This window comes from Arthrobacter sp. ov407 (assembly GCF_900102895.1).
Lineage (GTDB): Bacteria > Actinomycetota > Actinomycetes > Actinomycetales > Micrococcaceae > Arthrobacter.
In genome coordinates this window covers 213,611-238,912 of the sequence record NZ_FNGD01000008.1, presented here as the reverse complement: position 1 = coordinate 238,912, position 25,302 = coordinate 213,611, and the positions used below count along the sequence as shown (strand labels likewise).

At 69.1% G+C, this 25,302-nt stretch carries 21 protein-coding genes; 7 read left to right on the top strand and 14 right to left on the bottom strand.

Annotated features, from left to right (window positions below; genetic code table 11):
• Nucleotides 1–72: 72 nt before the first annotated feature.
• Together BLS42_RS12630 and BLS42_RS12625 are read right to left on the bottom strand one after the other, a co-directional pair.
• Entirely contained in the window at nucleotides 73–411 is a 339-nt protein-coding gene (locus BLS42_RS12630; protein ID WP_028276847.1) for a P-II family nitrogen regulator, read from the bottom strand.
• Nucleotides 408–1,787, bottom strand: coding sequence for an ammonium transporter (locus BLS42_RS12625; protein ID WP_090581639.1), 1,380 nt, complete (start codon nucleotides 1,785–1,787; stop codon nucleotides 408–410). Before BLS42_RS12625 ends, BLS42_RS12630 begins: the two co-directional genes overlap by 4 nt.
• Nucleotides 1,788–2,034: 247 nt before the next feature.
• Between BLS42_RS12625 and BLS42_RS12620 the strand changes: the two genes are divergently transcribed.
• Complete coding sequence (locus BLS42_RS12620; RefSeq protein ID WP_176803387.1) at nucleotides 2,035–3,285, top strand: MFS transporter; 1,251 nt, start codon at nucleotides 2,035–2,037, stop codon at nucleotides 3,283–3,285.
• A gap of 44 nt (nucleotides 3,286–3,329) precedes the next feature.
• On the opposite strand, the gene ftsY is transcribed toward BLS42_RS12620, so the two are convergent.
• Together ftsY and smc are read right to left on the bottom strand one after the other, a co-directional pair.
• Nucleotides 3,330–4,541, bottom strand: a complete 1,212-nt coding sequence (gene ftsY, locus BLS42_RS12615) for a signal recognition particle-docking protein FtsY (RefSeq protein WP_090581637.1) — start codon at nucleotides 4,539–4,541, stop codon at nucleotides 3,330–3,332.
• A 54-nt stretch (nucleotides 4,542–4,595) separates the two neighbouring features.
• The gene (gene smc, locus BLS42_RS12610; protein ID WP_176803385.1) at nucleotides 4,596–8,240 is read right to left on the bottom strand and encodes a chromosome segregation protein SMC; all 3,645 of its coding nucleotides are present in this window, start codon (nucleotides 8,238–8,240) and stop codon (nucleotides 4,596–4,598) included.
• Between the two features lie 264 nt (nucleotides 8,241–8,504).
• Between smc and BLS42_RS12600 the strand changes: the two genes are divergently transcribed.
• Genes BLS42_RS12600 through BLS42_RS12590 form a run of 3 tightly spaced genes read left to right on the top strand, consistent with a single transcriptional unit; the run spans nucleotide 8,505 to nucleotide 13,176 of the window.
• Nucleotides 8,505–9,527, top strand: a complete 1,023-nt coding sequence (locus BLS42_RS12600) for a 3-oxoacyl-ACP synthase III (RefSeq protein WP_090581633.1) — start codon at nucleotides 8,505–8,507, stop codon at nucleotides 9,525–9,527.
• Nucleotides 9,521–12,208: an alpha/beta fold hydrolase gene (locus BLS42_RS12595; RefSeq protein ID WP_090581631.1), complete on the top strand. Its 2,688-nt coding sequence runs from the start codon at nucleotides 9,521–9,523 to the stop codon at nucleotides 12,206–12,208. Before BLS42_RS12600 ends, BLS42_RS12595 begins: the two co-directional genes overlap by 7 nt.
• Nucleotides 12,205–13,176 (top strand): NAD-dependent epimerase/dehydratase family protein, encoded by a 972-nt coding sequence (locus BLS42_RS12590; RefSeq protein ID WP_090581687.1) that lies wholly within the window; start codon nucleotides 12,205–12,207, stop codon nucleotides 13,174–13,176. The genes BLS42_RS12595 and BLS42_RS12590 overlap by 4 nt, the downstream gene beginning before the upstream one ends.
• A gap of 29 nt (nucleotides 13,177–13,205) precedes the next feature.
• On the opposite strand, the gene mutM is transcribed toward BLS42_RS12590, so the two are convergent.
• The 5 genes from mutM to coaD all read right to left on the bottom strand — a co-directional run bounded on the left by mutM (nucleotide 13,206) and on the right by coaD (nucleotide 16,389).
• Complete coding sequence (gene mutM, locus BLS42_RS12585) at nucleotides 13,206–14,195, bottom strand: bifunctional DNA-formamidopyrimidine glycosylase/DNA-(apurinic or apyrimidinic site) lyase (protein WP_090581629.1); 990 nt, start codon at nucleotides 14,193–14,195, stop codon at nucleotides 13,206–13,208.
• 9 nt (nucleotides 14,196–14,204) lie between these two features.
• Complete coding sequence (gene rnc / locus BLS42_RS12580) at nucleotides 14,205–14,927, bottom strand: ribonuclease III (protein ID WP_090581627.1); 723 nt, start codon at nucleotides 14,925–14,927, stop codon at nucleotides 14,205–14,207.
• A 21-nt stretch (nucleotides 14,928–14,948) separates the two neighbouring features.
• On the bottom strand, nucleotides 14,949–15,152 hold the full coding sequence (gene rpmF / locus BLS42_RS12575; RefSeq protein ID WP_090581625.1) for a 50S ribosomal protein L32: 204 nt from the start codon (nucleotides 15,150–15,152) through the stop codon (nucleotides 14,949–14,951).
• 36 nt (nucleotides 15,153–15,188) lie between these two features.
• Nucleotides 15,189–15,713, bottom strand: coding sequence for a YceD family protein (locus tag BLS42_RS12570; protein ID WP_090581623.1), 525 nt, complete (start codon nucleotides 15,711–15,713; stop codon nucleotides 15,189–15,191).
• Nucleotides 15,714–15,888: 175 nt separating this feature from the next.
• Nucleotides 15,889–16,389, bottom strand: a complete 501-nt coding sequence (gene coaD / locus BLS42_RS12565) for a pantetheine-phosphate adenylyltransferase (RefSeq protein WP_090581621.1) — start codon at nucleotides 16,387–16,389, stop codon at nucleotides 15,889–15,891.
• A 48-nt stretch (nucleotides 16,390–16,437) separates the two neighbouring features.
• On the opposite strand from coaD, the gene BLS42_RS12560 reads away from it, so the two are divergent.
• Together BLS42_RS12560 and BLS42_RS12555 are read left to right on the top strand one after the other, a co-directional pair.
• Entirely contained in the window at nucleotides 16,438–17,649 is a 1,212-nt protein-coding gene (locus BLS42_RS12560) for an aminotransferase class I/II-fold pyridoxal phosphate-dependent enzyme (RefSeq protein ID WP_090581619.1), read from the top strand.
• A complete protein-coding gene (locus tag BLS42_RS12555) occupies nucleotides 17,649–18,434 on the top strand; it encodes a spermidine synthase (RefSeq protein ID WP_176803383.1) in 786 nt (261 codons plus the stop codon). Before BLS42_RS12560 ends, BLS42_RS12555 begins: the two co-directional genes overlap by 1 nt.
• Here BLS42_RS12555 and rsmD read toward each other — a convergent pair.
• Genes rsmD through thiL form a run of 4 tightly spaced genes read right to left on the bottom strand, consistent with a single transcriptional unit; the run spans nucleotide 18,431 to nucleotide 23,427 of the window.
• Nucleotides 18,431–19,057: a 16S rRNA (guanine(966)-N(2))-methyltransferase RsmD gene (gene rsmD, locus BLS42_RS12550; RefSeq protein ID WP_090581617.1), complete on the bottom strand. Its 627-nt coding sequence runs from the start codon at nucleotides 19,055–19,057 to the stop codon at nucleotides 18,431–18,433. The genes BLS42_RS12555 and rsmD overlap by 4 nt on opposite strands.
• A 9-nt stretch (nucleotides 19,058–19,066) precedes the next feature.
• A complete protein-coding gene (locus BLS42_RS12545) occupies nucleotides 19,067–21,295 on the bottom strand; it encodes an ATP-dependent DNA helicase RecG (RefSeq protein WP_090581615.1) in 2,229 nt (742 codons plus the stop codon).
• Nucleotides 21,285–22,379, bottom strand: a complete 1,095-nt coding sequence (locus BLS42_RS12540) for a DAK2 domain-containing protein (protein ID WP_256336447.1) — start codon at nucleotides 22,377–22,379, stop codon at nucleotides 21,285–21,287. Before BLS42_RS12540 ends, BLS42_RS12545 begins: the two co-directional genes overlap by 11 nt.
• Nucleotides 22,380–22,401: 22 nt before the next feature.
• On the bottom strand, nucleotides 22,402–23,427 hold the full coding sequence (gene thiL, locus BLS42_RS12535) for a thiamine-phosphate kinase (protein WP_176803398.1): 1,026 nt from the start codon (nucleotides 23,425–23,427) through the stop codon (nucleotides 22,402–22,404).
• Between the two features lie 198 nt (nucleotides 23,428–23,625).
• Here thiL and BLS42_RS12530 point away from each other — a divergent pair, with 198 nt between their 5' ends.
• Nucleotides 23,626–24,126 (top strand): DUF3515 family protein, encoded by a 501-nt coding sequence (locus BLS42_RS12530; protein ID WP_090581611.1) that lies wholly within the window; start codon nucleotides 23,626–23,628, stop codon nucleotides 24,124–24,126.
• Between the two features lie 35 nt (nucleotides 24,127–24,161).
• On the opposite strand, the gene BLS42_RS12525 is transcribed toward BLS42_RS12530, so the two are convergent.
• Nucleotides 24,162–25,292: a D-alanine--D-alanine ligase family protein gene (locus BLS42_RS12525; protein WP_371129569.1), complete on the bottom strand. Its 1,131-nt coding sequence runs from the start codon at nucleotides 25,290–25,292 to the stop codon at nucleotides 24,162–24,164.
• Between the last annotated feature and the right edge of the window lie 10 nt (nucleotides 25,293–25,302).

Genomic DNA, 25,302 nt, shown 5'->3' with positions numbered 1-25,302 from the left:
TCCGGCCCGCTGTGTCAGCGCAAGCGCCGCGGTGTCAGTAGCGCTTTCCGGTGGGGCGGAGCGGGGATCAACTCAGATCGCTGCCGAACCGCGCTCTCCGGTGCGGACCCTGACAGCCTCGAACACATCCATGGTCCAGACCTTGCCGTCCCCGGCCCGGCCGGTGTTCGAACTGGCGATGATGACATCCAGGATGTCATCCGCCTGTTCGTCGGTGGCCAGGACTTCTACCCGGATCTTTGGCAGGAGATCCACGTTGTACTCGGCCCCGCGGTACACCTCGGTGTAGCCGCGCTGCCGGCCGTAGCCGCTGGCTGCGCTGACCGTGAGGCCCTGCACACCATAGGCTTCCAGGCCTTCGCGAATAGCCTCAAGCTTTTCCGGTCGGACGATTGCCGTGATCAGTTTCATGCCTCCACACTTTCCTTACCTGTTGCGTTCTGCTTGCCGTTGGACGCGGCGTCCACCTCGGCTGCGGAGACTGTTTCTTCCTGCGGCTCGCCGCCCATCGGCTTGCCCGTGATCAGTTCGTGCAGCGGCTGGAAGCTGCCGCCGTGCCCGCCGACGCCGAACTCGTAGGCGGTCTCGGCGTGCAGGCTCAGGTCCACGCCGACGACTTCCTGTTCCTGGGAGACCCGGAAGCCCATGAGCTTGTGGATCGGGAAGGCGATGATGAACGTCATCACGGCGGTGAAGACGATGGCCATCAGTGCCGCGAGGCTCTGGGCGACCAGCTGCGTGGTGCCGCCGCCGTAGAACAGGCCCGCCGCGCCCTGGCTCGGGGTGGCCAGGAAACCGATGGCCACGGTGCCGATCACGCCGGAGACGAGGTGGACGCCGACGACGTCGAGCGAGTCGTCGTAGCCGAACTTGAACTTCAGGCCGACGGCGAGCGCGGAGGCCACACCGGCAGCGACGCCGAGGGCGATCGCACCCAGCGGGGAGACGTTGGCGCAGGCCGGAGTGATGGCGACCAGGCCTGCCACCACGCCGGAGGCGGCACCGAGCGAGGTCGGGTGGCCGTCGCGGAAGCGTTCCACGGCGAGCCAGCCGAGCATGGCGGCGGCCGGGGCGGCCAGGGTGTTGATCCAGATCAGACCGGCCTGCTCCACAGTGGCAGCGGCACCGGCGTTGAAGCCGAACCAACCGAACCACAGGATTGCGGCGCCGAGCATGACGAACGGAACGTTGTGCGGGCGGTGGTTCGGGTCCTTGCCGAAGCCCTTGCGGTTACCGATGATCAGGACCAGGATGAGGCCCGCGACGCCGGCGTTGATGTGGACCACGGTGCCGCCGGCGAAGTCGATGACCGGCGCGAACGTCTGGCCGAACCAGCCACTGGCGGAGAAGAGTCCGCCGCCCCAGACCATGAAGGCCATCGGCGCGTAGACAAGGGTGGCCCAGATGGGGGTGAAGACCACCCAGGCGGAGAACTTGGCGCGGTCGGCGACTGCTCCGGAGATCAGGGCCACCGTGATGATGGCGAAGGTGGCCGCGTAGCCGACCTTGAGCAGATCAGCCGGTTCGGTGAAGCCGTGCAGGCCGAAGTGGCTGAACGGGTTGGCGAAGATCTGGTAGAAGTTGTCTTCGTTGCTCGTAGCCATCGAGGCGCCCCACAGGATCCACATGATGCTCACGGTTCCAATGGCGACGAAGCTCATCATCATCATGTTCAAAGCCGACTTGGCGCGCGTCATGCCGCCGTAGAAGAATGCCAGGCCCGGGGTCATGAACAGCACGAGTGCCGCGGCGACCAGGAGCCAAACGAGACCTGCGGTGAGTTCCATGGTCTACGTCCTCTCTTGCAATAGGTGCGGGGTAGTCCGCCGGTCCCAACGCATTATTTGCGTTCTACATCGAGTTTCGCGGGGCTGTGTTTCGCTGGCGGAGGATTTACATTGCCGGGTTGTTACAAGAACCTCCCGGACGTAAATGGTGCATCTCACACTTGTTACGGTTATGTTTCATCGGATTAATTCCGAGCTTGAAGGACCCGCCGCCAGCGGGCCGCATCTGCCCAAGGACGAACGCATTATGAGCAACACCTCCCGCCCCGTCGGCGACGCCGCAGCCCAGGCGCCCTCACCGGCCCCGGGGGGTTCCGGGTTGCCCCGGGACATCAAGGTGATGCTGGTTGCGGCCTTCCTGATCGCGATCGGTTTTGGCCTCGTGGCACCGGTTCTTCCCCAGTTCGCCACCACGTTCGACGTCGGCGCGACGGCGGCGGCAGTCATCGTGAGCATCTTCGCGTTCATGCGCCTTGTCTTCGCCCCGGCCGCCGGCACCCTGATCGTGAAGTTGGGCGAACGGCCCGTCTACGTGGCCGGGCTGCTGATCGTGGCCGCGTCGACGGCGGCCTGTGCCTTCGCCCAGAACTACTGGCAGTTGCTGGTTTTCCGCGGCCTGGGCGGGGCGGGTTCGGTGATGTTCACTGTGGCGTCCATGGCGCTCGTGGTCCGGCTCGCGCCGCCGGAAAGCCGCGGCCGGGTCTCCGGGGCCTATGCCTCCGCCTTCCTGATCGGCAACGTCTGCGGCCCGATCGTCGGCGGGCTGCTCGCCAACTTCGGCCTGCGGGTGCCGTTCCTGGCCTACGCGGCGGCCCTGGTGCTGGCGGCCCTGGTCGTGCAGACCCAGCTCAGCCATGTACCGGCCGCATCGCGGCAGCCCGGCGCGACAGCCCCGGCGATGGAACTGAAGGACGCGCTGCGGGACAGTGCCTACCGTGCCGGCCTGTTTTCGAGCTTTGCCAACGGCTGGGCCACCTTCGGCGTGCGGATGGCCACAGTGCCGCTCTTCGCCGTCGTGGCCCTCGGCGCGGGGCCGGAATCGGCCGGCTGGGCCCTGGCGGTCTTCGCGGGCGGAAACGCGGTGGCCCTGACGTTCTCCGGCCGGCTCGCCGACAGCCTGGGCCGCAAGCCGCTCCTGCTGACCGGGCTGGTGGTCACCGGCACGGCCACGGCGGCCATCGGGTTCACACACCAGCTGCCCTGGTTCCTGCTCGCCTCCGCTTGCGCCGGGATCGGCTCCGGCCTGCTCGGACCGGCCCAGCAGGCCGCCATCGCCGACGTGATCGGCAACGAGCGCTCCGGCGGCCGCGTCCTGGCCGTCTTCCAGATGGCCTCGGACAGCGGCGCGATCGTCGGACCCGTGGTGGCCGGGCTGCTGGCGGACCGCCTGGGCTACGGCTGGGCCTTCGGGGTCACGGGCGGCATGCTGCTGGCCGCCGCCGCCGTGTGGTTGCCGGCCCGCGAAACGTTCCGCCGCCCGGCCGCGAAGGGCGCCTGAGCTGCGGCGGTGCCGCCACCGGTGCGTGCTAGAAACCCTACATATCAGTTCAGCAGGGCATCCACGAAGCCTTCGGCGTCGAACGGCGCGAGGTCGTCGGCGCCTTCGCCCAGGCCGATCAGCTTGACCGGGACGCCGAGGGACTTCTGGATGGCGACGACGATCCCGCCCTTGGCGGTGCCGTCCAGCTTGGTCAGGACGATCCCGGTGATGTTCACCACCTCGGAGAACACCCGGGCCTGGTTGAGTCCGTTCTGGCCGGTGGTGGCGTCCAGGACCAGCAGCACCTCGTCCACCTCGGCGAGCTTTTCGATGACCCGCTTAACCTTGCTGAGCTCGTCCATCAGGCCCACCTTGTTCTGCAGGCGCCCCGCGGTGTCGATCATGACGACGTCGACTTCCTGGTCGATGCCGGCCTTGACGGCCTCGTAGGCCACCGACGCCGGGTCCGCGCCGTCGATGTCCGACTTCACGGTGGGCACGCCTACTCGTTGGCCCCACGTGGCCAGTTGCTCGGAGGCGGCGGCGCGGAAGGTGTCGGCAGCGCCCAGCAGCACGTCCTTGTCTTCGGCCACGAGCACGCGGGCGAGCTTGCCCACGGTGGTGGTCTTGCCGACGCCGTTGACGCCGACCACCATCATGACAGCGGGCTTGCTGTCGTGGCGCTCGACATTCAGGCTCCGATCCATGGTGGGGTCCACGAGCTTGATGAGTTCCTCGCGGAGCAGGGCCTTGACGTGCTCAGGGTCCCGCGTACCGATCACCTTGACGCGTTCGCGGAGCGCGTCCACGAGCTGCATGGTCGGTTCGGTGCCGAGATCGGCCAGCAGGAGGGTTTCCTCGACCTCGTCCCAGACGTTTTCATCGATCTTGTCCGCCGAGAGCAGGGCCAGGAGTCCCTTGCCCAGGATGTTGTTGGACTTGACCAGCCGCTCGCGCAGCCGGATGAGTCGTCCGGCCACCGGAAGCGGGGTTTCCACCGGCACGGTTTCCAGGCCGGCTGCGTCGTCCGGCACCTCGACCGTTGGTCCTTCGAGCTCGACGGCGTCCGGCGACGTCCTTCCCGGCGCCGGCGCCGGGGCGGAACGGTCCTCCACAAGGGTTCCGGCTCCCGGGGCCTGCACGGGGTCGTTTGCGTCACGTGTGCCGGTATAGGTCTTGGTGTTCTTCCGGGTCTTCATGAGCACCGGGATCAGCACACCGATGACCACCAGGACAGCGAGAATGGGCAGAATAATGGGGAGGATGTCGTTCACTCCCCTAGCTTCTCACAAACCCCAAATGGGCCGTGGCCAGCGTTTTCGTTCCGCCTAGACCTCCGCGCCCAGCCGCTGGCTGATCACCGTGGAGACGCCGTCGCCGCGCATTGTGACGCCGTAGAGGGCGTCGGCGACTTCCATGGTGCGCTTCTGGTGCGTGATGACGATCAGCTGGCTGGATTCGCGGAGTTCTTCGAAGATGGTGATGAGCCGGCCCAGGTTGGTGTCATCGAGCGCGGCCTCGACCTCGTCCATGACGTAGAAGGGCGAGGGCCGTGCCTTGAAGATGGCCACCAGCAGCGCCACGGCCGTCAGGGAACGCTCGCCGCCGGAGAGCAGCGAGAGCCGCTTGATTTTCTTGCCGGCCGGGCGGGCTTCCACCTCGATCCCGGTGGTGAGCATGTCGGAGGGGTCGGTCAGGACCAGCCGGCCCTCGCCGCCGGGGAACAGCCGGGCGAAGACGCGGACAAACTGCCGTGAGGTGTCATCGAATGCTTCGGCGAAGACCTTCTGGACGCGGTCGTCGACTTCCTTGATGATGTCCAGCAGGTCCTTGCGGCTGGACTTCAAGTCTTCGAGCTGGGTGCTGAGGAACTGGTGGCGCTCCTCGAGCGCGGCGAACTCCTCGAGCGCCAGCGGGTTGACTTTGCCCAGGGCCGCGAGACCGCGTTCGGCGCGTTTGAGCCGTTTCTCCTGCTCCGCCCGGTCGAAGGGCTTGCCCGCAGAAATCTCGCGGCCCTCCTCGTCCACCGGGGCGCGCAGGGCTGCCCATTTGTCCGCCGAGTCCTCGGCCGGCACCGGCACGGGCCGGTCCGGTCCGTAGTCGGCCACGAGTTGGTCGGCGGTCAGCCCGAGGTCCTCCACGCTCTTCAGTTCCAGGGCCTCGATCCGCAGCCGCTGCTGCGTGCGGGCGAGCTCGTCGCGGTGCACGGAGTCGGTGAGCTCGGCCAGTTCACGGGCCAGGGCGTCGTTGCCGCTGCGTACCCCGGCAAGCTCACGGTCCATCGCGTCCCGGCGTTCCTCGGCGCTGTCCCGCTCCCGGCGGGCCAGCTCCACGGAGACGTCGATGAACCCGATGATCTGCTGCACGGCGACGGCGACGGCGGCGGCGCGCCGGGCTTGGAGCCGGCGGCGGCGGGCCCGTTCCGCGGCTTCCTCGCGGGCGCGGCGTTCGGTGGCGGCGGCCCGTTCCAGCGAGGCCGCCCGGTTGCGTGTGGCCGTGAGCTGTTCCTCGGCGCTGCGCAGGGCGAGCCTGGCCTCCATCTCGGCCGTGCGGGCCAGCGAGGCGGCCAGGGCCAGGGCGTCGCGGTGCTCCGGGGAGGGTTCCTGCTCCGCGGGGGCTTCGGTGGCCGCGGCGAGCCGTGCCGCCACCGCCTCCAGGGCATCTTGTTCACTGACAATCTGGGCCTCGGCCCTGGCCAGGGACGCCGCCAGGCGCTCACTCTCCCCCACGGCGCTGCGCAGCACCGCGTTCAGATGGCCCAGGCGTTCGGCGACGGCCGCGAGTTTCGCGTCGGAGTCGTGGAGTTTCGCGAGGGCCGCGTCCGCCCTGTCCTGGGCTTCGGCGCGCCGGGCCCGGGCGGTGGAGAGGGCGAAGCGGTTGCGTTCGAGCCCGGCGGTCACGGTGGCCAGCTTCGCGGCGGCGTCGTCGACGGCGGCCTGGACTTCCAGCAGCGACGGCGCCGAGGCGGAACCGCCGGTCACGGTCAGCGCGGTAAAGACGTCCCCGGCCCGGGTCACGGCGGTGAGCTCGGGGCGCGCGGCGATCAGCTGCGCCGCGTGATCCAGATCCTCGACGACGGCGGTGCCCGCCAGCAGGGCCGCCAGCGGCAGGCCGGCGGCGTCCGGATCCGCAGCGGAAACGAGCTCCACCAGATCCACAGCCCAGCGCGCGCCCGCGGGAAGCGTGTTCCCACCGGTTAATGCATCGGCCAACAGCGCATCGGCCAACAGCGGCGAACCTCCGGCCGGGTCGTCGGCGAGCAGCAGCGCGGCGCGGCCGGCGTCGTCCTCGCGGAGCAGCCGCACGGCGGCAGCGGCCGTCTCCTGGTCCCGGACCACCACGGCGTCGGACGCGCTGCCGAGGGCGGCGGCGACGGCGGCCTCGAATCCGGCCTCCACGGTGATCATGGACGCCAGGGATCCCAGGACCCCGGCGGCCAGGTTCCCGGCGGCCGCGCCGAGCACGTGTCCGGAGCCGTCTTTGCGGTTCAGGCCGAGCTGGAGGGCATCGCGGCGGGCCATGAGGGCGCCGCGTTCCCGCTCCCCCTCACGCTCGGCCGCCTTCAGGGCGTCAATTTCGGCGATGATCGTGTCGAGGTCTTCGCTTGCGGCCTCGTATTCGGCGTCGAGTGATTCCTCGCCGTCTTCAACGCCTGCCACCTGGGATTCCAGGGCCGTGAACTCGCTGTGCGCGTGCCGGCGGCGCTCCTCACCCGCCTTTTGCGATTCGCGGAGGCGTCCGAGCTCGGACTGGGCAGACTCGACGCGGGATCGTGCCGCGCCGACCTGCCCGGCGAGCTTTGCCAGGCCTTCGCGCCGGTCCGCGGCGGCCCGGAGCAGGGCCGCGAGCCGCTTGTCCTCGGCGGCGGCGGCCTGTTCGGCCTCATGTTTGGCGGCTGTCGCGGCGTCCAGGGCCTCCGTCCGGTCCAGGATCTGCCGTTCCAGCCCGGCCTGCTCGTCGCGGACGCGGGCGGCCTGCTGCTCCAGCTGGTCCGGATCCCGGCCGGTGTCCGGAACCACGTCCGTTGCGCCGAGCAGCCGGCGGCGCTCCTCGGCGAGCGAGCCCAGCGAGCGGAGCCGTTCGCGCCCGGTGGAGAGCGAATACCAGTTCTCCCGCGCGGCGTTCAGCGTTGGCGTGGCCTCGGCGGCGAGCTGTTCGAGGACCGCCTGGCGCTGCCGTCCGGCCTCGAGGTCGCGTTCGACGACGCCACGGCGAGCCTTGAGCGCCGATTCGTCGGCGACGTCCTGCGCCAGCGCGGACTGCAGCTGGACGAGGTCGTCGGCCAGGAGGCGTGAGCGGGCGTCGCGGACCTCGAACTGGACGCTCTGGGCGCGCCGGGCCACTTCCGCCTGCTTTCCCAGCGGGGTCAGTTGCCGCCGGATTTCGCCGGTGAGATCGCTGAGCCGGGACAGGTTGGCCTGCATGGCCTCGAGTTTGCGGACCGTCTTTTCCTTGCGGCGGCGGTGTTTGAGGATGCCGGCGGCCTCTTCGATGAAGCCGCGCCGGTCCTCGGGGGTGGCGTGCAGGACCTTGTCCAGCTGGCCCTGGCCCACAATCACGTGCATCTCGCGGCCAAGGCCGGAGTCGGAGAGCAGCTCCTGGATATCGAGCAGCCGGCAGCCGGCGCCGTTGATGGCGTATTCCGAGCCGCCGGTCCGGAACAGGGTGCGCGAGATCGTCACCTCGCTGTATTCGATCGGGAGGGCGCCGTCGCTGTTGTCGATGGTCAGCGAGACATGCGCCCGGCCCAGCGGCGGCCGGCCCGAGGTGCCCGCGAAGATCACGTCCTCCATCTTGCCGCCGCGGAGGGTTTTGGCTCCCTGTTCGCCCATGACCCAGGCCAGCGCGTCCACGACGTTGGATTTGCCCGAACCGTTCGGGCCCACCACGGCGGTGACGCCCGGTTCGAATTCAAATGTCGTCGCTGAGGCAAACGACTTGAATCCCCGGACGGTCAGACTCTTCAAATGCAAGGTGCTTCGGGTCTCCTGCTCGGCGGACTGGGCCCGCTGTTCGACGAACGCATGATTCGGACGCGGGTGTTCGGGGCGGGCCCGGATACATACAATGTACTGCGCAGCTGCGGCAATTCCGCGCAGAACCCGTGCAAAGCCGCGGCTTTTGCCGCAGAATATGCAGGAACCGACCTGCAACGGGCATAGTTAAGCTCTTGGGCTTGCGCTCGAGGGTGCGGTGAACCGCCGGAGCGCAGGACGGACGTGAACAGGGGCTTGATTTTGGTAGGCAACGCAACATTCCGGCACAGCAACACCGCCTTACTCTCGGTGAGCAGCGTCGAAGCTCCGACGATCGTGAGTTCCATGGATTTCGACCGCAGGTTGGCTTCCACCCTGCGGCGGCTGAGGGTCCCCCCGAAGCTGCTCGAACGGGTCGCCGGCATCACGCACCGGCGCTGGTGGGCCCCCGGGACATCGTTCGACGACGCCGCCATCGAGGCGGGCGCAAAGGCCCTGGCCGAGTCCGGCATCGAAGCGTCTGAGATTGGCCTGCTGATCAACACCTCCGTTACGCGGCGCAACCTCGAACCGTCGGTCGCGGTGAAGATCCACCACGGACTCAGCCTGCCTTCGTCGGCCATGAACTTTGATCTGGCCAACGCTTGCCTCGGATTCGTCAACGGCATGACGCTAGCGGCCAACATGATCGACTCCGGCCAGATCAAGTACGCGATGATCGTCAACGGTGAGGATGCCCAGGCAACACAGGAGGCCACCCTGGCCCGGCTGCAGCGGCCCGAGACGACCCGCGAGGATTTCAACCGCGAGTTCGCCACACTAACCCTCGGCTCCGGAGCCGCTGCGGCCGTCCTGGGCCCGGCGGACCAGCACTCAGGGGGCCACCGTATCCTCGGCGGCGTGATGCGTGCCGGCACCGAGCACCATGAACTGTGCGTGGGCGGCATCGACGGCATGGCCACCGACACCAAGGGCCTGCTCGACGGCGGCCTGCAGCTCGTGGTCGCCGCCTGGCACGAGGCCCAGCCGGAGTGGGACTGGGCCTCGATGGACCGCTACGTCACGCACCAGGTGAGCAATGCCTATACCCAGGCCATCATCGACGCCATTGACTTGGACCCGGACAAGGTGCCGATCACGTTCCCGCACTGGGGCAATGTGGGCCCGGCCTCCCTGCCAATGACCCTCGCGGCCGAAGCGCAGACTCTCGCAACCGGGGACCGCGTGTTGTGCATGGGCGTCGGTTCCGGTCTGAATACCGCCATGGTGGAAATCGTTTGGTAGCCGCCGACTGGCCCGGCGTCGACCCCGAATGGTCGCGCGAAATCGATGTGGCGTCCACCTCCGCCGTGGATGAGCCCGGAAGGGTGCGCCGCTGGCACCTGCTCGACAACGGTGCCCAGCTCACGCGCCGCGGCCTGACTCCTGCCGGCACCCTCCTGTGCGTGCACGGCAACCCGACGTGGTCCTACCTGTGGCGGACCCTGCTGACCGCCGGATCCGACCCCGCACATCCGTGGCGTGTGGTGGCGGTGGACCAGCTGGATATGGGCTTCTCCGAGCGCACCGGCACGTTCCGGCGCCTGGAGGACCGGATCAACGACCTGGGCGATCTCACCGCCGCGCTCGGACTGGACGGACCCGTCGTCACCGTCGGCCACGACTGGGGCGGAGTGATCAGCCTCGGCTGGGCCGTGGCACATCCGCAGCAGCTCGCCGGGGTGGTGCTGACCAACACGGCCGTCCACCAGCCCTCAGGCTCCCGCATCCCGCCGGCGCTCCGGCTTGCCATGCACCCTGCCGTGCACCGCTGGGGAACGACGAGGTCGGACGCCTTCCTGCGCGTGACGCATTCCTTGGCCCACCCGCCGCTGGCCGCCGATGTCCGCAGCGCCTACATGGCCCCCTACCGCGGCGCCGACCGCCGCGCCGGGGTGGGGAACTTTGTCGCGGACATTCCCGCCGACGCGTCCCATCCCAGCTTCCCGACGCTCAGCCGCGTCGCGGAAGGGCTGCGCGGGCTGAAAGTTCCGGCCTTGATGCTCTGGGGCCCGCGGGATCCGATCTTTTCCGACCGGTACCTCAAGGACCTCATCAGCCGGCTGCCGGACGCGAAAGTTCACCGCTTCGAGGGCGCCGGCCACCTGGTCGCGGAAGACCGGAACATCGCCGCTCCCGTCTTCGAGTGGCTTGCCGAGCGCAGCCGGGACGGCGGACCCGGCCTTCAGCGGACGGACGCCCCGACCGACGGCGCCCTGGAGCCCGGGACCGAAGTCCCGCCCGTTTGGGCGCCGCTCACCGCGCTGGCGGCGGGACCCGCCGGCGGGGATACCGCCGTCGCGGAAATGGCCGCGGACGGCAGCGTCGCCCGCTCGCTCAGCTGGCGGGAGCTGGAACAGAATATCGCCGCCCTCGCGGCGGGCCTGCAGGAAGCCGGTGTAGGGCACCGTAGCCGGGTGAGCCTGATGGTTCCGCCGGGCGTGGACCTGACCGTGGTCCTTTTCGCCTGCCTGCGGCTCGGCGCGGTGGTCGTCGTGGCCGATGCCGGCCTGGGTACCCGCGGCCTGACCCGGGCCGTGAAGGGCGCCACCCCGGATTTCCTCATCGGAATCGACAGGGCCTTGGCGGCTGCCGCAGTACTCGGCTGGTCGGGACGGCGCATCAGTGTGCGGGACCTGCCGGCCGCCCGCCGCCGCCTCCTCGCCGTCGAAACCTCCCTCGCCGCCCTCGGCCGCCGCGGCGCCAGCCTCAGCCCGGAGCTCCCTTGCCGGAATCCGGCCCTGGCTCCGGAACCGGACGCCCCCGCCGCCGTGCTCTTCACCTCCGGCTCCACCGGTCCAGCCAAGGGCGTGCTCTACACGCACCGGCAGTTGGCGGCCATGCGGGACACCGTGGCCGCGACGCTGGGGATCCGCCCGGGCGCACGCCTGGTGGCGGGCTTCGCGCCGTTCGCCCTGCTCGGACCGGCGCTCGGAGCAGTCTCGGTGACCCCCAACATGGACGTCACCGTGCCCCGCACCCTGACGGCCCGCGCGCTGGCGGCCGCCGCCGCGGCCATCGACGCCACGGTGATCTTCGCCTCGCCCGCGGCGCTGCGCAACGTCCTCGCGACCCAGGGCGGCCTGAACCGGACCGGGCACGAGGCCCTGGGGCGCGTGGAGCTGCTGCTCTCCGCCGGCGCTCCCGTCCCCGAACCCCTCCTCGCCGAGGTACAGCGGCTATTGCCCCGGGCCTCGCTGCACACCCCGTACGGGATGACCGAGGCGCTGCCCGTCACCGATATCAGCCTCGAACAGATCCGCGACGCCGAAGCCGACGCCGACGCCGGAACCGTGGCGGGGGCTGGCAACGGCGTGTGCGTGGGCTGGCCGGTGCACGGCGCCCGTACGGCCGTCATCCCGCTCGCCGCGGACGGCACCGCACCCGGGAACGAGCCCGTCACGGAGGCGGGAGTGACCGGCGAGATCCTGGTCAGCGCCCCGCACGTGAAGGAAGCCTACGACCGGCTCTGGCTGACCCAGCGCGAGAGCGTCCGCACCGCCGGATGGCACCGCACCGGTGACGTCGGGCACCTCGACGCCGCCGGCCGGCTCTGGGTGGAAGGACGCCTCGCGCACGTCGTGACGGCGCCGGGTACCGTGCTGACGCCCGTGGGCGCCGAGCAGGCCATCGAACGCCTGGACGACGTCGGGCTGGCCGCCGTCGTCGGGGTCGGTCCGTCCGGGACCCAGGCGGTGGTCGCCGTCGTCGAGACTGTACCTCCCGTCCGCCGGGCCGGCCCCGCCACGCCGCAGCTCGCCGGGCGGGTGCGGGACGCGGCCCGTCAGGCAGGCGTCAGCGTCTCCGCCGTGCTCACCGTCCCCTCCCAGCCGACCGATATCCGCCACAACGCCAAGATCGACAGGACCCGCCTGGCCAGGTGGGCTTCGGCGGTGCTGGCCGGCGGCCGTCCGGGACAGCCGTGAGGGTCCTCGTCACCGGCGCGAGCGGCCTGCTCGGGCGGGAAGTGGCCCGGCTGCTGGTGCGGCAGGGCCACGCCGTCAGCACGTTCCAGCGCCGTCCCGCCGGCGTCGACGGCGCTGCGGACCTCTCCGGGTCCGTCACGGACGACGACGCCGTCCGGCGCGCCGTCGCCGGCGCCGAGGGCGTCATCCATCTGGCCGCGAAGGTCTCCTTCACCGGCCGCGCCGCAGATTTCGAGGAGGTGAATGTCGAAGGCACGCGTCGCCTGCTCCGTGCGGCCCGCGAGGCCGGCGTGCGGGACCTGGTGTTCGTCTCCTCCCCCTCCGTAGCCAACTCCGGCGCCGCCATCGCCGGGCTGGGCGCCGAGCCGGCGGACCCGGCCCGCGCGCACGGCGACTACTCCCGCACCAAGGCCGAGGCCGAACTGCTGGCGCTGGCCGCGGACTCGACGGATTTCCGCGTCGCGGCGGTGCGCCCGCACATCGTCTGGGGTCCCGGCGACACGCAGCTGGTGGAACGGGTGCTGGAACGTGCCAGCCGCGGCCGCCTGCCGCTGCTCGACGCCGGGGGGGCCCTGATCGACACCACCTACGTGGACAACGCCGCCTCGGCCATCGTCGCCGCGGTGCATCGCATGGAGCACATCCACGGCCGCGCGCTGGTCGTCAGCAACGGCGAACCCCGCCCTGTCGGCGAGCTGCTGGCGGGCATATGCGCCGCGGGCGGCGTCCCTGCGCCGTCGTGGACGGTGCCGGGCGGGCTCGCGCGGGCGGCAGGATCGGTGGTGGAGAGGCTCTGGTCCCGGGCCGGCCGGGCTGGGGAGCCGCCGATGACCAGATTCCTCGCTGAGCAGCTCTCCACGGCCCACTGGTTCGACCAGCGCGAGACCCGTGAACTCCTCAACTGGACCCCCACCGTCTCCCTTGACGAGGGCCTGGCGAGGCTGGCCGAGCACTGCGGATCACATTAAGCGGCTGGGGTTACCGCGGCCGGACTCCCCTACCAGCGCCCGTTCCGGGGACGGGGCTGGCAGACGGGACACGTGTACGAGGAACGGTTCATGAACTGTTCCCGCTTGAGCAGGCTGACCCGGCCGGCGGCGGCGCAGCGCTTGCACTCCCGGCCCTCCCGGCCGTAGGCGTTCAGGGAGCGGTCAAAGTACCCGGAGGCTCCGTTGACGTTGACGTAGAGCGAATCGAAGCTCGTGCCGCCGGCGGTCAGGGCATCGGTCATGACCTCGCGGGCGGCGTCGAGGACCCGCTGCGCGTCGGCGCGGCGCAGGGTGTCGGTGGGCCGGGCAAAGTGCAGCTGCGCCTTCCAGAGGGCCTCGTCCGCGTAGATGTTGCCGATCCCGGAGACCAGGCCTTGGTCCAGCAGCGCCCGCTTGAGCCCGGTTTTGCGTGCCCGCAGGCGCCGGTAGAAGGCATCGAAGGAAAACCAGGGGTCCAGGGGGTCCCGGGCAATGTGCGAGGCTTCCTCGGCGATGAGCGGCAGCGGTGTTTCGGCGAGGCCGCCGGGGCCGCCGTCGTCAGTGGGGACCAGCGAGGTGAGGAACAGGCCGCCGAAAATCCGCTGGTCCACGAACCGGAGCTGCTCGGGCATGCCCTCGGCGGGGCTGAGCCGCAGCCTGACCTTGAGGTGTTTTTCGTCCGGAACGCCGGGGTCCTGCATCAGCAGCTGACCGGACATGCCGAGGTGGGCCATGAGTGCGACGGCGGGGACCGGCTCTGCGTCCGGGACCTGCTGTCCGGACAGGACGCGGCCCCCGGACGGGGCGGGCGTGTCCGCCAGCGGCATCCAGAGGAATTTGCCGCGGCGGACCACGTCCAGCACCCGTGCGCCCTCAAGGTTGCCGGCAAAGTCTTCCGGGCCCAGGGCATGCCGGCGCAGGGACCGGGGGTCCAGTACATCGACGGAGGTGATGGTCCGGCCCCGTACCCAGCTCACCAGGCCGCGCCGGACCACCTCGACCTCGGGCAGTTCAGGCAACGCCGCCGCCTAGCTGCCGGTCTGGGGCTGCAGCTGCTGCGGGTCAGGCGTGGACGGGGCGGTCAGCCGGCGCCAGGCATCGGCGGCGGCTTCCTGCTCGGCTTCTTTCTTGGAGTTGCCGGTGCCGCTGCCATAATCGGTGCCACCGATCCGCAGCACGGCCTCGAACGTCCGGGCATGGTCCGGTCCGGAGCCGTCAACTGCGTAGTTGATGGTTCCGAGCTGCCGGCTGGCCGCAAGCTCCTGGATGCTCGTCTTCCAGTCGGTGCCCGCGCCGAGGGCGGCGGCGTCCTTCAACAGCGGGCCGACCAGCCGCATGACCAGCTGCCTTGCCGTCTCGATGTCGTTGGAAAGGTAGGTGGCGCCGATCAGCGCCTCCATGGTGTCCGCCAGGATGGACGCCTTGTTCTTGCCTTCGGTGAGCTTCTCGCCCTGTCCGAGGTAGATGAATTCGCCCAGCCCGATGCTGCGGCCGATGCCCGCCAGGGCACGGGTGCTGACGACGGCGGAACGGCGCTTGGCCAGGTCGCCTTCGGGCAGCGTGGGGTTATCGCGGTACAGCGCGTCCGTCACGGAGAAGCCCAGGATGGAGTCGCCCAGGAACTCGAGCCGTTCGTTGGTGGGGATGCCGCCGTTTTCGTAGGCATAGGAACGGTGTGTGAGCGCAAGACGAAGCGTCCCGGCGTCAATAGTGACACCGAGACGCTTCAGAAGCTCTTCAGTTGAAGACATCTTTTTCAGCCTGTTGGCGGATTAGACGTCTGCGACCTTGCGGCCCTTGTATTCAAGGAACAGCGCGGTGCCAGCCGAGTCGGTAACGACCTTTGCCTGGTGCGGCAGGCTGTAAACAACCTGGCCGTTCTCTATGGTCTTCACCAGGTGGGGGGCAGTTGCCTTCCACTGGGAGCGGCGGGCGCGGGTATTCGAGCGAGACATTTTCCGCTTCGGGACAGCCACGGCTAACTCATTTCTCTCTAGAAAAACACTTACAAATCAGTTTTGCCGGTCAGGCTTAGCCAAGTCAGCCAGGGCGGCCCAGCGAGGATCTACGACCTCGTGGTGATGCCCCGGCTCGTCTTCCAGGCGTACTCCACATTCGGAGCAAAGGCCCTGGCAGTCTTCCCGGCACACCGGCTGGAACGGCAGTATGGTGACAACTGCGTCCCGCAACACCGGCTCAAGATCGATCAGATCGTGCTCGACTCGACGTTGCTCTTCTTCGTCTTCTTCGTCGGAGAACACAGCGTCCTCGTAGAAGAAAAGTTCTTGCACATCAACCTCTTGGTCATACGCAAGGGGATCCAGGCATCGGCCGCATTCGCCAGTTACTTCAACGAGCGCGGTTCCTGATACCAAAATTCCTTCGTGTACGGCCTCAAGCCGCAGGTCCAGCTCGACATCCGAGCCTTCCTGCACGCCAATGAGCGCCACGCCAAGATCACTTGGCGCGGGTACATGTTCCGTCAGCGTTCGCATGCTTCCCGGACTGCGTCCGAGGTCCTTGACGTCGAACGCCAAGGGCGAACTAGCATCTCGTTTAATGAGAACTCCTGTTGAACATATGACCGACGTACTATCTTAGCCTGAACTTCCGGACGGACTCAAACCGGGGGCACGCCTGCGGTTCACACCACAAAACAGCCTTGGATTCGGGCCCCGCAACCGGCAGCAGGCCGCCGAGTACCGGTCAAGCTTACACTTTGCGCGCCCGGCTCTGGACCGGCTCGCCCGGAGCCAGCCGTTTCAGCACAGACCGGGGAACAAAGTCCGAGACGTCCCCGCCCAGGGCGAAGACCTCTTTGATGAGGGTGGAGGACAGGTGAAGGTAATGGCTTTCCGCCGGCAGGAATACCGTCTCGACGCCGGTCAGCTGCCGGTTCATCGTGGCCATCGGCAGCTCGTAGTCGAAGTCCGAGGACGAGCGCAGGCCCTTTACGATCGCGGACACACCACGCTGCTTGCAGTACTCGGCCAGGAGCCCCTCCCCCACGGGTTCCACCACGATGCCGCGCAAGGACGCGAACGTTTCCTTGGCCATGTCGATCCGCTCCTCAAGGCTGAAGCGGTACTTCTTGGTGTAGTTCGTGGACACGGCCACGATCACCTCGTCGAAGAGCCCTGCGGCACGCGCAATGACTTCAAGGTGTCCATTGTGAATGGGGTCAAAGGAGCCAGGGCAAACAGCGCGTCTCATGCTCCGAACCTACCGTATCCGCCCCACAGGCCGGGATAACATGGCTGAATGTCCCAGCTCCCGCCCCAGTTCCCCTGGCAGCGCGCCGCAACCGGCGCCAATTTGCTCTCCCCCGACGGTTCGCTGGGCGTCACAATCTTCGAGGAGATGACCACCCTGGCCCTGAGCACGGGCGCCATCAACCTCGGCCAGGGCTTCCCGGACGAGGACGGCCCCGTGGAGATCAAGGAGGCCGCCCAGGCCGCCATCGCCGCCGGAGCCAACCAGTACGCGCCCGGCAAGGGGATCCTGCCGCTGCGGGAGGCGATCGCAGTCCACCAGCAGCGGTTCTACGGGCTGGCCCCCGATCCCCAGACCGAGATCATCGTCACCACCGGCGCCACCGAGGCCATCGCCGCCTCGCTGCTCGCGCTGGTCGGCCCGGGAGATGAGGTGCTGACGTTCGAGCCGTTCTACGACTCCTACGGCGCCATCATCGGGCTCGCCGGCGCCACGCACGTCACCGCCCCGCTCCTGGCCCCGGACTTCATGCCGGACCTGGCCGCACTCGAAGCCGCCTTCAGCAACCGCACCAAGGTGGTGCTGATCAACAATCCGCACAACCCGACCGGCGCGGTGTTCCCCCGCGAGGTGCTTGTGCGCGTCGTCGAACTGGCCGAAAAATACGACGCCGTCATCGTCACCGACGAAGTGTACGAGCACCTGACCTTCGGTGTGCAGCACATCCCCATGGCCACCCTGCCCGGCGCGGCCGGGCGCACGCTGACCATTTCCTCGGCCGGCAAGACGTTCTCCTTCACCGGCTGGAAGATCGGCTGGCTCTCCGGACCGGAGCACCTCGTGGCCGCAGCCCGGACCATCAAGCAGTTCCTGAGCTACAGTTCCGGCACGCCTTTCCAGGCCGCGATCGCGGTGGGGCTGGGGCTCCCGGACGAGTTTTATGCCGGCATTGCCGACACGCTCCGGTACAAGCGGGACATCCTCAGCGAGGGACTCCGCGCGGCCGGCCTCGACGTCCTGACGCCGCAGGGCACCTACTTCGTGAACGTGGACACCTCTCCACTGGGGATCACCGATTCCGTGGAGCTGGCCCGCAGGCTCCCGGCCCTGGTGGGCGTTGCCGCGATCCCGGTGCCGGTCTTCTGCCACGCCGAGGGCGCCGAGCGCACCCGCAGCCTGCTGCGGTTCGCGTTCTGCAAGCAGCTGCACGTGCTGGAGGAGGCCGCCGAGCGGCTCGCGACCCTGCGCGACAGGCTGTGATGGCGGAGCAGCAACCCGGGGCGTCGCGGTTCCTGCGGACCACCGGTCAGCACGCAACGATCGAGCCGGATCCCTTTACCGACGGCGGCTTCGTGCTGAGCATCGGCGGCGCCGAGCAGTCCCACGTGAACCTGGCCGATCCCGCGGATATCTTCTACGAATACCTGCGCAGGATCGGGCACGTGGTGGACCTCGCCGCCCCGTGGGGCGAGCCCATCAGCGCGCTGCACTTGGGCGCGGGCGCCCTGACGCTGGCCCGCTACATCCAGGCCACCCGGCCCGGCTCGGTCCAGTATGCCGTGGAGCTGGAGCGGGAACTGCTGGACTTCGTGCTGGCGCAGCTGCCCCTGCCGGAGGGAACGCAGCTGCACACGGTGATCGGCGATGCCCGCGACGCCCTCGCCGGGCTTCCGGCGGAACTGCGCTTCGACGTTGTGATCCTGGACATCTTCTCCGGGCCCGAGGCGCCGGAACACATCGCGTGCACAGAGTTCTACCGGGAGGCTGCGGCTCGGCTGACGCCGCGCGGGGTATTGATTGTCAACGTGGGCGACGAGCCCGGGCTGACCCTGGTCCGGAGCCAGGTCGCGGCCATGCGCCGGGCCATGGCCGACGTCGCTGCCTTCGCGGAGGCCTGCATGTTCACCGGCCGGTATCCCGGGAACATCATCCTGACCGGGACGCAGGGCCCGTGGCCGGAGGCCTGGACGGCGGCGCTTTCGGCGCGCGGTCCGCATCCGGCGAAGGTACTTGCCGGCGTCGAGCTGGACGTGCTGGCCGGTTAGTCCCGGGCCTCCAAGTCCATGGCTTCCACGGCTTCGACGGCTTCCAGACCGGCTTCGACGCCGGGCTCGGCGAACCACAGCCGGGTTTCGCCGTACTTCCTCTCGGCAAACCGTTCCATGCCCTCGGGCCATGCCGGCTCGGGGGTCCGGGATGAGCGTTCCACCACCACAACGGCCCCCTCGCCCAGGTGCGGCACCAGCTTGGCCAGCACCGCAGCGAGGGCCGGCTCGTCCAGGGGGTAGGGCGGGTCCAGGAACACCAGGTCCCAGCGCGCGGCCTCAGCGGTCCGGTCCAGGAAGGATTCGACCTTGGAGCGGTGCACGGAGACCACCTTGCGGCCGGTGACGGTGTTGACGAGGTCCGCGTTCTTCTGGCAGACGGCGCTGGCCTTGGCATCGAATTCGACCAGATCCACGGAGTCGGCGCCGCGGCTGCCGCTCTCCACTCCCAGCGAGCCGGATCCCGCGTACAGATCCAGCACCCGTGCGCCGGCAATGACGTTGAAGGCGTCCAGCCGGGAGAACAGCGCTTCCTTGACCCGGTCCGTTGTGGGGCGCGTCAGGCTCCCGGGGACGCTGACCAGGGGGCTGCCGCCGGCCGCGCCGGCAATGATCCGGCTCATGCTGTGGTCCTAGCCGCGTTCAAGGAACGCCTCCTTCTCGGGGTTCAAGTATTCGTCGATCGCGGCCGCGAGCCTGGGCTGGCCCGCCAGTGACGGATCTGCGGCCACGATCCGCTGGGCGTCCTGCCGGGCCCGGGCGATCACGTCCTCGTGTTCGAGGACGCGCAGCAGCTTCAGGGTGGAACGGCCGCCGGACTGCGAGGCACCCAGGATGTCGCCTTCCCGGCGGAGCTTGAGGTCCTCCTGGGACAGTTCGAAGCCGTCGGTGGTAGCCGCCACGGCATCGAGCCGGCGCCGGCTCGGATGGCCCGGCTCCAGGGTGGTGACCAACAGACAGGTCCCCGGCAGGCCGCCGCGGCCCACCCGGCCGCGCAGCTGGTGGAGCTGGGAGATGCCAAAGCGGTCCGCGTCCAGGATCACCATCAGCGTGGCGTTGTGGACGTCCACGCCGACTTCAATCACGGTGGTGGAGACAAGCAGTTTGGTCTGGTTGGCCGTGAAGGACGCCATGGTCTCGGACTTCAGCACCGGGTCCTGCCGGCCGTGCAGCGGCGCCACAGCCACCCCGGCCAGGGCCGGTTCGTCCTGGAGGTGTTCCACGACTCCGGTGACAGAGGCGAGTTCCCGCCCGCCGTTCTCTCCTTCGAGGTCTGCGGCGGACGGTTCGGCCTCGCCCGGGGTGAAGTCGCCGTCGTCGTCCGCGCCGATCTTGGGGCAGACCACGTAGACCTGGTGGCCGGCGTCGATCTCCTCCCGCGAACGGGACCAGATGCGGGTGGCCCACGCCGGGTGTTCCGCGAGCCCCACCACGTGCGTGGAGATCGGGGCGCGGCCGGCGGGGAGCTCATCCAGCACGGAGGTTTCGAGGTCTCCGAACACGGTCATGGCCACCGTCCGGGGAATCGGGGTGGCGGTCATGACCAGCAGGTGCGGCGGTTTGCTGGCCTTGGCCCGGAGGGCGTCGCGCTGTTCCACGCCGAAGCGGTGCTGCTCGTCCACCACAATCAGGCCGAGATCGTAAAAGGACACGTTGTCGCTGAGCAGGGCGTGCGTGCCGATCACGATTCCGGCCGTTCCGGAGGCCGCGTCCAGCATGGCCTGCTTCCGCGCCGCGGTGGGCATGGAGCCGGTGAGGAGGGTGACTTGGACGGCGTCCGGGCCGAACCCGCCGAGCATCCCGTCCCGGGAGAGCGGTCCGAGCGTGCGCCGGATGGATTCATAGTGCTGGGCGGCGAGGACTTCCGTGGGGGCCAGCAGGGCAGCCTGTCCCCCGGCGTCCACCACCTGCAGCATGGCGCGCAGCGCCACGATCGTCTTGCCGGAGCCCACCTCGCCCTGGAGCAGCCGGTTCATGGGCGAGTCCTGGGCGAGCTCGTCGGAGAGCGTCTTGCCGACGGCGGACTGGCCGGCGGTCAGCGTGAACGGCAGCTGGCGGTCGAAGGCCGGCAGCAGCCCGTCCGGTGCCGGGCGGCGGGCCGTCGCTTCCTCCGCGGCGAGTTGGGCGCGGCGGCGGGCGAGGGCCGACTGGAGCACCAGGGCTTCCTGGTAGCGGAACCGATCGCGGGCGCGCTGGAAGTCCGCCGGGGTTTGCGGGGCGTGGATCAGCCGGTAGGCGTCCGCGACCGGCAGGAACTTCTCCCGCACCGCGATCTCCGCCGGCAGCGGGTCGCCGAGGGTTTCAAGGTCCGCGGTGTCCAGCAGCGTCGAGATGACCTTCTGGATGGACCAGCTGGTGAGTTTGGCCGTGGCCGGGTACACCGGGATCGGCATGGCGGCGAGCTTCTCCGGGTCGATGCCCGGGGTGTCGGGGTCCTCGTCGAGCAGCAGGAAATCCGGGTTGGTCAGGCCAAGGGATCCGCCGTAGCGGGTGACCTTGCCGGAAAACATGGCACGCCGGCCCGGCTGCAGCTCCGCCTTGGCCCGGAATCCGTTGAAGAAGCTGACCTTGAGCGTGCCCGGCAGCGCGCCGCCGGCGTCGTCGGAGATCACGACGTCGGTCAGGGAACCGCGCCGGGCGCGCATGGACCGGGTGCTGTTGGAGACCACCCGGGCGATCAGGGTCACTTCCTCGTCCAGCGGGACCTCGCTGATAGGTGTCAGCTCGCCGCGGCTGAGGTAGCGGCGGGGGAAGTAGTTCAGGAGCCCGCCGACAGTGGTGATGCCGAGGTGTTTTTCGATGACAGCCGCGGAGCGCTTGCCGATGCGGCGCTCCAGGCCCAGTTCAAGTTCAGCGTGCATGTCCGTCGGGGTTTCGGGTTTCGGCGGCGAGCGCGGGAGCGACGGTGGCTTCAACGGCTGCGGCAACGGTGGCGCCCTGTGGTTCCGGATCGCGCGGCACGGCGAGCTCGCTCACGGACATGTCCGTGGGCTCGCCCAGGGAACGGATCAGCGCGACGGCGGGTTCGGCATCCAGGACGTGGACGTGGACTCGCCAGCGGTAGGCCCCGGCGGCGTCCGCAGCGCCGCCGACCTGGCTCATGATCACCGAGTCGCCCATTTCGTCGAGCCGTTGGCGCATCATGGCGGCATCGAGCGGGGACAGGGAGATGGTGCACATGACTTCGACGCCTTCGTCGCGCGGCATGCCAACGTGGATGTGCGGATCCTGGACGTCGTAGCCGTGCAGGCCGTCCAGCAGTTCGCTCTGGAGCTCCTCGCCCAGCACGGCGGAGCGGAGGCAGTCCAGGATCAGGAGCATACCCACGCCGCCGGCGTCCACCACGTGGGCGGCATGCAGGGCATCGAGCTGGTCCTCCGTGCGCACCACTGCGGCCAGGGCTGCCTCAACGGCGGCATCCAGGGCCAGGCCGAGGGTCTGGTTACTGTCATCGCCGTCGTGTGCGGAGTCCACGGCGGCCGCGGCCCGGGCGGCGGCTTCCATGACGGAGAGCATGGTGCCCGGCACGGGATCGCTCAGCGCGGACCAAGCCCGGATCTGGGCGCGGTTAAGGGCCGCAGCCAGCAGCGGTGCGCTGATCCGGGTGTGCCCGGCCAACGGTTCGGCGGCGGCGGCGAGAAAGACGGCAAACAGGGTTCCGGAATTGCCACGGGCCTGTTCCATGGCCACCTGGCCGGCCTGCGCTAGGACGGCGCCGACATCGTGCAGGTCCGCGGCGGCGTGCGTGGACTGGCCAGCGGCCGTGCCACTCTCGACGACGGCGTGCCCCTCGGTGACCGCGTCCGCGGCGTGAGCCGCGGCACGGACGGTCAGGTAGAGGTTGGTGCCGGTGTCACCGTCGGCCACGGGAAAGATGTTGATGGCGTTCAGGCGGTCGCTGTGGTTGCCGAGCGTGGTTTCCGCCTTGCCCAACCACCGCTTCATCGCTTGCGCGTTGGCGGCAATCTTAGTCTGCAAAGTGATCCCATCCCACAGCGTCAGCGGGCCTGCCCGCAATCGTTACTCCCGTGCTTTCGGTTGGTGCAGGGGTCTCTACCGAGCCTATCGCAGTGAACCCGGGAGGGAGCTGAACCCCTGGCGGGAATGTGACGAGCAGTCCGTGGTCTTCGCCGCCGCCGAGGACCCAGGACATCGGGTCTGCTCCTAACAGCTCCGACGCCGGCAGCAGCGGGGCGGCCAGCTCCTTCAGGGCGGCGGCTTCCAGGTTCAGCACCGCGTGGCTGGCGGCCGCCATGCGGATTCCGTCCCGGACCAGGCCGTCTGAAATGTCCATCATGGCCGACGCGCCGGCCTCACGCGCCAAGGGGCCGGCCGCGAGCGGCGGCTGCGGCCGGCACTGGGTGTCCATGAGGGAGCGCTGCCCGCTGGTCAGGTCCCCCACGCGGACGTCCGACTCCAGCAGCGCCAGCCCGGCCGCCGCCCGGCCCACTGTTCCCGCCAGGGCCACGGTGTCCCCCGGCCGGGCTCCGGAACGCAGCACGGGCTCCTTGCCGTCAAGGGTCCCCACGATGGCCACGCTGACCGCCAGTTCGCGGCCGCGGCCGAGGTCGCCGCCGGCCACCGTGCAGTCCAGAGCCCCCAGCCCCCTGATCCCGGCCATGAGGCCGTCCGCGAAATCCTCCACCCAGGAGACGAGGGTCTCCGGCGGCATCGTCAGGCTCACCACAAGGGACGTGGCCCGGGCGCCCATGGCATTGATGTCGCTGAGGTTTTGCGCCGCGGCCTTCCAGCCGACGTCGTACCCGCTGGTGCGGTAGCCGTTGTTCCATTGGAGTCGGAAGTCCTGGTCGGCCACCTGGGTGTCGATGCTCAGCACAGTCCGTCCGTCCGGCGCGGCGACAATCGCGGCGTCGTCCCCTGGCCCCAGCAGCAAGTACGTCGCCGCTTCCGGGCCGCCAGCGGGCACCGGGACGGTGAGGCGCGGGAAGATGCGCCCCAGCAGCTGGGACTCCGAGAGCCCGGCAACGGTCAATGCGGTGTTCGGCGGCAGGTGTTCGGGCGCAGGAGAGCCAGGCACAGGAGATTCGGGCACAGGAGAGTCAGGCACAGTTTCAGACACAGCCCTACGGTACCGCGAGGGGCGGCCCTCACAGCTCGTCGCTGAACTCGCAGAGCCCTTCGTGCGCCGGGGCGGACCGTAGCGCCCCGCGGGCCGGGTTAAGCTGGATGAATGTTCCAGTTCAGCCGCCTCGTTTCCGCGCGCCTTGCCGTGGCTGTCGTGGCCGTCGCAGCCGGCCTGGCCCTGACGTCCTGCTCCCCCGTGGTTGATGTCACGCCCGCCAAGGATGCCGCGAACGCGGCATGCGCGCCGATGATGCTGGCCCTTCCCGACGCAATCGGCGATGCCAAGATGCGGAAGACCAATGCCCAGGCCACAGCGGCCTGGGGCGATCCATCCATGGTGATCCTTCGCTGCGGCGTCAACGTCCCGGGTCCCACCACGGACCGCTGCGTAAGCGTCAACGGCGTCGACTGGGTCATCAAGGAAGGCAACCCCGTGTGGACGCTGACCACGTTCGGCCGCGAACCCGCCACGGAGATCCTGATGGATCCGAACAAGATCAGTTCGGCCACCGTGCTGGCAGACCTCTCCGCCCCGGCGTTGAAGATCAAGGCCACCCGGAACTGCGTGGGCCAAGAGGACCTGCAGAACCTGCCGACCAGCAAGTAGGCCTTGCGCCGGATCGAGCCCGGGCCCGGCGAGGCCTAGCGCAGGCCGGTCTTGCGGTGCAGTGCGAGGTGGATCAGCTCGTCAATCAGTTCGGCGTAGCCCAGGCCCGAGGCCTTCCACATTTGCGGGTACATGCTCTTGGGCGTAAAGCCGGGCATCGTGTTGATCTCGTTGATAATCAGATCGCCATCAGGGGTGTAGAAGAAATCAACCCGGCTCAGTCCCTCACCGCCGACGGCGTCGAAGGCGACGGCGGCCAGTTCCCGGACCCGGGTGATCGCTTCCTCGGGGAGGTCGGCCGGGCAGCTGAGCGCAGCGGCGTCGTCCACATATTTGGCGTTGAAGTCATAGAACTCGTGCCCGCCGCCGGCCACGGAAATCTCTCCCGGCATGGAGGTCCGCGGAGCATCGGTCCCCCGGCCCTCCAGGACTGCGCATTCAATCTCGCGGCCGGTAATGCCGGCCTCGATGACCAACTTGGGATCGTGCTCCCTTGCGGTCTCTATTGCGGCGTCCAGGCCCTCGAGGGAATCCACCTTGGAGATGCCCATGGAGGACCCCGCCCGGGCCGGCTTGACGAACACGGGGAAGCCAAGCTGGTCCACGCGTTTCCGGACGGTTTCGGGGTCTGTGAGCCACTGCCGGTCGGTCACGGCGATGTAGGGTCCCACGTGGAGCCCGGCCGATTCAAAGACCACCTTCATGAAGTGCTTGTCCATTCCGACCGCGGACGCGAGCACGCCGGCGCCCACGTAGCGGGTGTCGGACAGTTCCAGGAGGCCCTGGATGGTTCCGTCCTCGCCGAAGGGCCCGTGCAGCAGCGGGAAGACGACGTCCACGGTGCCGAGCTCTTCCGGGACCGCATTCGGGGAGGCGACGATCAGCTGGTGCTCGCCGCCGATCTCCGCCAGGGCCACGGTCCGTGCCGACGGCGCCACTTCGGGCAGCGACGTGGCGGACAGGGACCACTCGTTGGTGTCGCCGGAGGCCAGAACCCACTGGCCGGTCTTGGCGATCCCGATCGGGATGACGTCGTACTTGTCCTTGTCAATGGCGCCCAGGACGCCGGCGGCTGTCACGCAGCTCACGGCGTGCTCGCTGGAGCGGCCGCCGAACAGCACGGCAACGCGGGGCTTGGGCTGGCCCGTACGGCCTTCTGTGGTCATGTTGTTCTCT